Source organism: Bradyrhizobium sp. DOA1, from assembly GCF_001593325.1.
GTDB lineage: Bacteria > Pseudomonadota > Alphaproteobacteria > Rhizobiales > Xanthobacteraceae > Bradyrhizobium.
This window is the reverse complement of sequence record NZ_JXJM01000001.1, coordinates 6,282,218-6,288,744: the sequence shown is the minus strand read 5'-3', so window position 1 is coordinate 6,288,744 and position 6,527 is coordinate 6,282,218. Positions and strand designations below refer to the sequence as shown.

The 6,527-nt window shown below is 65.9% G+C and carries 4 protein-coding genes; 2 read left to right on the top strand and 2 right to left on the bottom strand.

Features of this window, described 5'->3' with window-relative positions:
• Both SE91_RS29080 and SE91_RS29075 read right to left on the bottom strand, forming a co-directional pair.
• The coding region (locus SE91_RS29080; RefSeq protein ID WP_283806285.1) for a 5'-3' exonuclease at positions 1–1,234 on the bottom strand (1,234 nt) is incomplete at its 3' end.
• 187 nt (positions 1,235–1,421) lie between these two features.
• Entirely contained in the window at positions 1,422–2,486 is a 1,065-nt protein-coding gene (locus SE91_RS29075) for an acyltransferase family protein (protein WP_061850101.1), read from the bottom strand.
• A 203-nt stretch (positions 2,487–2,689) separates the two neighbouring features.
• On the opposite strand from SE91_RS29075, the gene SE91_RS29070 reads away from it, so the two are divergent.
• Both SE91_RS29070 and hrpB read left to right on the top strand, forming a co-directional pair.
• A complete protein-coding gene (locus SE91_RS29070) occupies positions 2,690–4,006 on the top strand; it encodes a UDP-glucose dehydrogenase family protein (RefSeq protein ID WP_061850100.1) in 1,317 nt (438 codons plus the stop codon).
• Positions 4,007–4,147: 141 nt separating this feature from the next.
• Positions 4,148–6,527: ATP-dependent helicase HrpB (gene hrpB, locus SE91_RS29065; protein ID WP_061850099.1), on the top strand; the 2,380-nt coding region annotated here is incomplete at its 3' end.

The window sequence follows — 6,527 nt, the reverse complement described above, 5'->3', positions numbered from 1 at the left end:
GAAGCTTGCGCAACGCCTCTTCGCGCGCAGCCGCGAGCGAGACCGGCGCGCCTTTCGGGCTCGCGGACTTGTCCTCCTTGCTCGCCGATGTGTTGGGCTGGTTCGGGCGGGCCGGTGCCGGCGTTCCGTCGCCCGGCGTGGGCACGACGTCCGAGGGCGGCAGCGGCGAGAACACGCTGGCGCCGCTGGCATAGCCGGGGTCGGCATCGACATTGGCGGGATCGATCTGCGCATACTCGGCGACGCGCCGCGTCAACGTCGTGAACTCCATGGCCTTCAGGAAGGCGATCAGCTTGCGCGCATCGGGCTCGTGCACCGCGAGGTCGTCCAGCGGTACCTCGAGGTCCACCTTGTCGTCGAGCAGTACGAGCTGCCGCGAGATCCGTGCCTTCTCCGCATTCTCGAGCAGCGCCTCGCGCCGCTTCGGCTGCTTGATCTCGCCGGCGCGGAACAGCAATTGGTCGAGGTCGCCATATTCGGTGATCAGCTGCGCCGCGGTCTTGATGCCGATGCCGGGTACGCCAGGCACGTTGTCGGTGGAGTCGCCCGCGAGCGCCTGCACCTCGACCACCTTCTCCGGCGGCACGCCGAACTTTTCGATCACCTCGGGGATACCGATGCGCCGGTCCTTCATGGTGTCGTACATGGTGACGCAATCGGTGACGAGCTGCATCAAATCCTTGTCGGAAGACACGATGGTCGCGCTGGCGCCGCGTTCGCAGGCCTGCCGCACATAGGTCGCAATGAGATCATCGGCCTCGAACCCGACTTGTTCCAGGCAGGGCAGGTCGAAGGCGCGGACCGCCTCGCGGATCAGCGCGAATTGCGGGATGAGGTCATCGGGCGCCGGCGGCCGGTGCGCCTTGTAGTCGGGATAGATCTTGTTGCGGAAGGTGATCTCCGACTTGTCGAAGATGATGGCGAGATGCGTGGGCCGGTTGTCCTCGGGCATGTCGCGGAGCAGCTTCCACAGCATGTTGCAGAAGCCGAGCACGGCATTGACCTGGAGGCCGTCGGACTTGCGGTTCAGCGGCGGCAGCGCGTGATAGGCGCGGAAGATGTAGGAGGAACCGTCGACCAGGAACACATGGTCACCCTTGCCGGCCGCCTTCGCGGCCACAGGTTTGGCAGCAGCTGTCGCAGCGGATTTGACCGCGGGCTTGGTGTCGGCGGCCGCATTGGGCGCGGCCTTGGTGTCAGCTTTGGCGGTGGTCTTCGGGGAGGTTTTGGGCATGGCCGCAATGTATGAATTTTTGCGGGCTTTGACAGCCTTCGAGGCGCCAATTTTGGGCTGGTTACGCGACTATCCCCACTGTCATTCCCCGCGAAAGCGGGGAATCCAGTACGCCGCGGCTTCCCGGCTCCATCACTGACGTCTCGGCGTACTGGGTCGCCGGGTCAAGCCGGGCGACGACAAGGAACTACTCCGCCGCCTGCAATACCGGTCCGCTCTTCCTCGGCGCGATCCAGAACGCATCAGGCCGTTCGAACAGGAAGCGTGCATTGAGGCGCAGCGCCACCTGCCAGATCGCCAGTGCACCGAGCACGCCGGCGATGGTGACGAGCAGCGAGACCGTGCCGATGTCGGGAATGATGCCGGTGCGCAGCAGCAGCGTGCGTGTTGCCGCCATCGGCAGGAAGAAGGCGAGATAGATCACGATCGAATGCTCGCCGCAGAAACGGAGGAAGTTCAGCCATTGCGCGCGCGCGAGCAGCGTGCCGGTGGTGATGATGGCGCAGGCGCCGGCGAAGCCGAGCACGAGAGAGACGATCGCCCACTCGCTGGCGCCCCAGGCGACGAGGCCGGCATTGACCAGCGCCCAGGTCGCGAGCGCTGCAAGCGCAAGCGCCGGGTGGTTACGCGCGCGATCCGACAGCGCGAACACATAGGGCGCGAACAGATAGCCCGAATAGAAATAGACGAAGCGCGAGCAGAACTCGTCGATGACCGTCCAGCCGGTAGTGATGCGCGCGGTCTCCAGTGCGGCGGCGACGAGCCAGATCGCGAGCGGCGGAGCTTTGCGTGTCAGTTTTGTGACGACGAAGAAGATCGGCAGCAGATAGATGAACCACAGCGTGCCGAACGGCTCGACGAAGGATTCCAGATATAGCAAGCCAACGTGATGCCAGCTCGTCTCCGCCGCGAAGGCCGGCGCCTTGAAGCCGAATTGGATTGTCACCCAGACAACATAGAAATAGGCGAAATGGACCACCTTGCGGTCGAGATAGGTGCGCCAGTCCCGATCGATCACCAGCGACAGGAACAGGCCCGAGATCAGGAAGAAGTCCGGCATCCGGAACGGCTTTGCAAAGGCCACGGCGACATGCATGAAGCCGGTCTGACCGGCGGCAAGCTCGACCCCCAGCACCGAATGCATCATCACGACCATGACGATACAGATGCCTTTGGCGTAATCGACCCAGTCGATACGCGCGGCAGTAGGGGCCTTGAGCCCGCCGCCGGCGATTGTGCCCGATCGTGCCATGATGTTCCTTTTCGAGGCGCCTTCCGCCCCTCCCTGTGTGGCCGCGGGGCAGTTTGGGCCTTAGGAGTTTCCGACTTCTTTACCGGTACAAATCGCGGGCCGGTTTTTGCATGCGGACTGTTCCATGACCGCCGGAAAATGCTACACCGCACCGAATTGAGCTGAATTGGGCTTTCGTTAACCATGCTGGAACGGGATTTTTCATGCGCATTGCGATGATCGGCACAGGCTATGTGGGACTGGTGTCCGGGGCCTGCTTCGCGGATTTCGGCCACGACGTCACCTGCGTCGACAAGGACGAGAAGAAGATCGCGGCGCTCCATCGCGGCGAGATCCCGATCTACGAGCCCGGGCTCGAAGAGCTGGTCGCGAACAATGTGAGAGCCAAGCGGCTCGAATTCACCACCGACCTGTCCAAGCCGGTCGCGGATGCCGATGCCGTGTTCATCGCGGTCGGCACGCCGTCACGCCGCGGCGATGGCCATGCCGACCTGTCCTATGTCTACGCTGCGGCGAAAGAAATCGCGCAGTCGCTTCAAGGCTTCACCGTCGTCGTGACGAAGTCGACCGTGCCGGTCGGCACCGGCGACGAGGTCGAGCGCATCATCCGCGAAGCCAATCCCAAGGCCGATGTCGTTGTGGCCTCCAACCCCGAATTCCTGCGCGAGGGCGCGGCGATCCGCGACTTCAAGTTCCCCGATCGTGTCGTGGTCGGCACCTCGGACGAGCGCGGCCGCAAGGTGATGGGCGACATCTACCGCCCGCTGTCCCTGAACCAGGCGCCGCTGATGTTCACAGCGCGCCGCACCGCCGAGATGATCAAATACGCGGCGAACGCGTTCCTCGCGACCAAGATCACCTTCATCAACGAGATCGCCGACCTCTCGGAAAAAGCTGGCGCCAACGTCCAGGAGGTCGCGCGCGGCATCGGCCTCGACAACCGCATCGGCACCAAGTTCCTGCATGCCGGCCCCGGCTTCGGCGGCTCGTGCTTCCCAAAGGATACCAAGGCGCTGATCAAGATCGCGCAGGATTACGACGTGAACTTGCGCATCGTCGAATCCGTGCTCGCCGTCAATGAGAACCGCAAGCGCGCGATGGCGCGCAAGGTGAGCCAGGCGCTCGGCGGTTCGCTGCGCGGCAAGACCATCGCGGTGCTCGGCCTTACCTTCAAGCCCGACACGGACGATATGCGTGATGCGCCGTCGATCCCGCTGGTGACGGGTCTGATCGACATGGGTGCAACCGTGAAGGCATTCGATCCCGTCGGCATGGAGCAGGCCAAAAGTGAGCTGCCCAGCATCACCTATTGCGAGGATGCCTATTCCTGCGCCCAAGGTGCCGATGCTCTCGTCATCGTCACCGAATGGGTCCAGTTCCGCGCGCTCGATCTCGACCGGCTGAAGGCGACCATGGCGCAGCCCGTCGTCGTCGACTTGCGCAACATCTATCGCCCCGAGGAGATGGAGGCCGCTGGCTTCGTCTATGAGAGCGTCGGCCGTCCGGCGGTGCAGGGCTGACAACGACACATGATTGTCATACCCCGCGAAGGCGGGGTATCCAGTAACCCCGATCTTCGTGATGATTGGGATCTGAGTTTACTGGATCAACCGTCGCAGTGCGCAATTGCGCACTAAGCGGATGATGACGGATGCGAGATTTTGCCCCGCAGCTTCGACACGCCTCTCCCGATCGATGCCGTGCTCGACGACCTCTCGCGCACGCTGGAGGCCAGCAACGCCGCGGTGCTGGTGGCGCCGCCGGGCGCCGGCAAGACCACGCGGGTGCCGCTGGCGCTGCTGGATGCGCCCTGGGCCAAGGGCAAGAAGATCATCGTGCTGGAGCCGCGCCGCATCGCCGCACGCGCCAGCGCCGACCGCATGGCCAAATCGCTTGGTGAGCGTGCCGGCGAGACCGTCGGCTACCGCGTCCGCTTCGGTTCGAAAATATCGCGCGCGACGCGCATTGAAGTCGTGACCGAAGGCATCTTCACCCGCCAGATCCTCGACGATCCCGAGTTGTCAGGCGTCGCTGCCATCCTGTTCGACGAATTCCACGAGCGATCACTCGACGCCGACATGGGTCTCGCACTGGCGCGCGATGCGCAAACCGGCTTGCGTGAGGACCTGCGCATCCTCGTGATGTCGGCGACGCTCGACGGCGCGCGCGTGGCAAAGCTGCTCGGCGATGCCCCCGTCGTCGAGAGCGAAGGCCGCGCCTTTCCAATCGAGACGCGCTATCTCGGCCGCAAGGCGGACGCGCCGATCGAGCGGCAGATGGCGGATGCGATTGCGTCCGCGCTGCGCGCCGACAGCGGCTCGGTGCTGGCGTTCCTGCCGGGCGCCGCCGAAATCCGCCGCACCCAGAATTTCCTCGGCGAACGCGTGCAGGACGCCAGCATCGAGATCGTGCCGCTGTTCGGGGCGCTCGATGCCGCGGTGCAGGACCGCGCCATCGCGCCGGCGCCGAAGGGCACACGCAAGGTGGTGCTGGCGACATCGATTGCAGAGACCTCGCTCACCATCGAAGGCGTTCGCATCGTCGTCGATTCCGGTCTCGCCCGCGTGCCGCGCTATGAGCCCGACATCGGCCTGACCCGGCTCGAGACCGTGCGCGCCTCGCGCGCGGCGGTGGATCAGCGTCGCGGCCGTGCCGGCCGCACCGAGCCCGGGGTCTGCTACCGGCTCTGGGACGAGCCGCAGACGGCCTCGCTCGCGCCCTACACCCAGCCGGAAATCCTCAGCGCCGATCTGTCCTCCCTGGGGCTCGATCTCGCGCAATGGGGCGTCGCCGATCCTGCCGCGCTGTCGTTCCTCGATCCGCCGCCGCAGCCGGCCTGGAAGGAAGCGAAAAGCCTGCTCGCCGAGCTCAACGCGCTCGATGGCGACGGCCGTATCACGGCCGAAGGCAAGAGCCTGCGGGCACTGGCGCTGCCGCCGCGGCTGGCGCGCATGATCGTGGATTCGCATCGTGCCGGCTGCGGCGAAGCCGCGGCGGAGATCGCGGCGATCATCACCGAGCGCGGGCTCGGTGGCGACAGCGTCGATCTCGAGTACCGGCGCGACCAGTTTCGCCGCGACCGCTCGCCGCGCGCTTCGAGTGCGCGCGATCTGGCGCGGCGCTGGGCCGCGCAGGTCGCGGCTTCGGAGAAGGCTGGGCCGCAGGAGGATCTCACCACCGGCCTGATGCTCGCTTATGCCTTTCCAGACCGCGTCGCGCGCAACCGGGGCAATGGCAGCTTCGTGCTGGCCAATGGCCGCGGCGCGTCCGTCGAGCAGAGCTCCTCGCTCGCCCGCGCGCCCTATATCGCGATCGGCGAGATGACGGGGACGGCGGCGAGCGGACGCATCCTGCTCGCCGCGCAGATCACCCAGGACGAGATCGAGAGCCATTTCGCCGAGCATATCGAGAGCACGGAAGACGTCTCGTTCGATCGCGGCGCGATGGCGCTGCGGGCGCGGCGCAAGCGCGTGCTGCACGCCATCACGCTGTCCGAGGCGACACTCGCCGTCTCGCCTTCGGAGGACACCGCGCGCATCTTCGCCGACGGGCTGATTGCTGCCGGTCTCGACCGGCTGCCCTGGTCGAAAGCCGCCAAGCAATGGCGCGACCGCGTGATGTTCCTGCGCAAGGCCGAAGGCGACAGCTGGCCCGACCTGTCAGACGACGGATTGATCGCACGCCGCGACGACTGGCTGGTGCCGGCGCTCTACGACAAGGTCGCGCTCAAGGACGTCTCCGCCGGCGATCTCTCCGACGCCCTGATGGCGCTGTTGCCCTGGGAGATGCGCGCGCGGCTCGACCGCGAAGCACCGACGCATTTCGAGGCGCCGACCGGAAGCGTGCTCGCGATCGACTACGAGGCCGAGCAGGGGCCGACCATCGCGGTGCGGCTGCAGGAACTGTTCGGCCTCAACACCCACCCCTCGATTGCCGCGGGCAAGGTGCCGCTGGTGCTGGAATTGCTGTCGCCGGCGCAGCGTCCGGTGCAGGTGACGCGCGATCTCCCCGGCTTCTGGCGCGGCAGTTACGCCGCCGTGC